The organism is Limnospira sp. PMC 1279.21 (genome assembly GCF_032349615.1).
GTDB classification, from domain to species: Bacteria; Cyanobacteriota; Cyanobacteriia; order Cyanobacteriales; family Microcoleaceae; genus Limnospira; species Limnospira fusiformis.
Genome location: NZ_JARPLU010000602.1, coordinates 1 through 291, shown reverse-complemented (window position 1 = coordinate 291; position 291 = coordinate 1). Strand labels below are relative to the sequence as shown.

Annotated in this window: 1 protein-coding gene; it reads right to left on the bottom strand. The window is 48.5% G+C overall.

All coding sequences use genetic code 11. The features are described from left to right. Positions 1-74: 74 nt before the first annotated feature. The coding region (locus tag P5683_RS26175) for a hypothetical protein (protein ID WP_315642175.1) at positions 75-291 on the bottom strand (217 nt) is incomplete at its 5' end.

Here is a 291-nt window from a genome sequence, read left to right as displayed (position 1 = left end):
TCTAGAGATCGAGATGGGTCTGACGACTGGCTCGGACTATTGAGAACCGTTACCTGTTATGGTCGAAAGGGAAGTCACCTCCCCCAACTCCAATTCAAAACCGTGCTTGATACTTTCACATCACACGGCTCCTGATGTGGACACCCTATTGTCAGTAGGAACAGGGCTACAACCCCCTGCTTTGTGACTTCAACTTTGGGAGCTATATACACCACGTAGTCTTTAAACTCGCTCACGTCATAAGCACTCTTACTTATCGCAGTCTCTATATCCACACCGTGACTAGTGGGC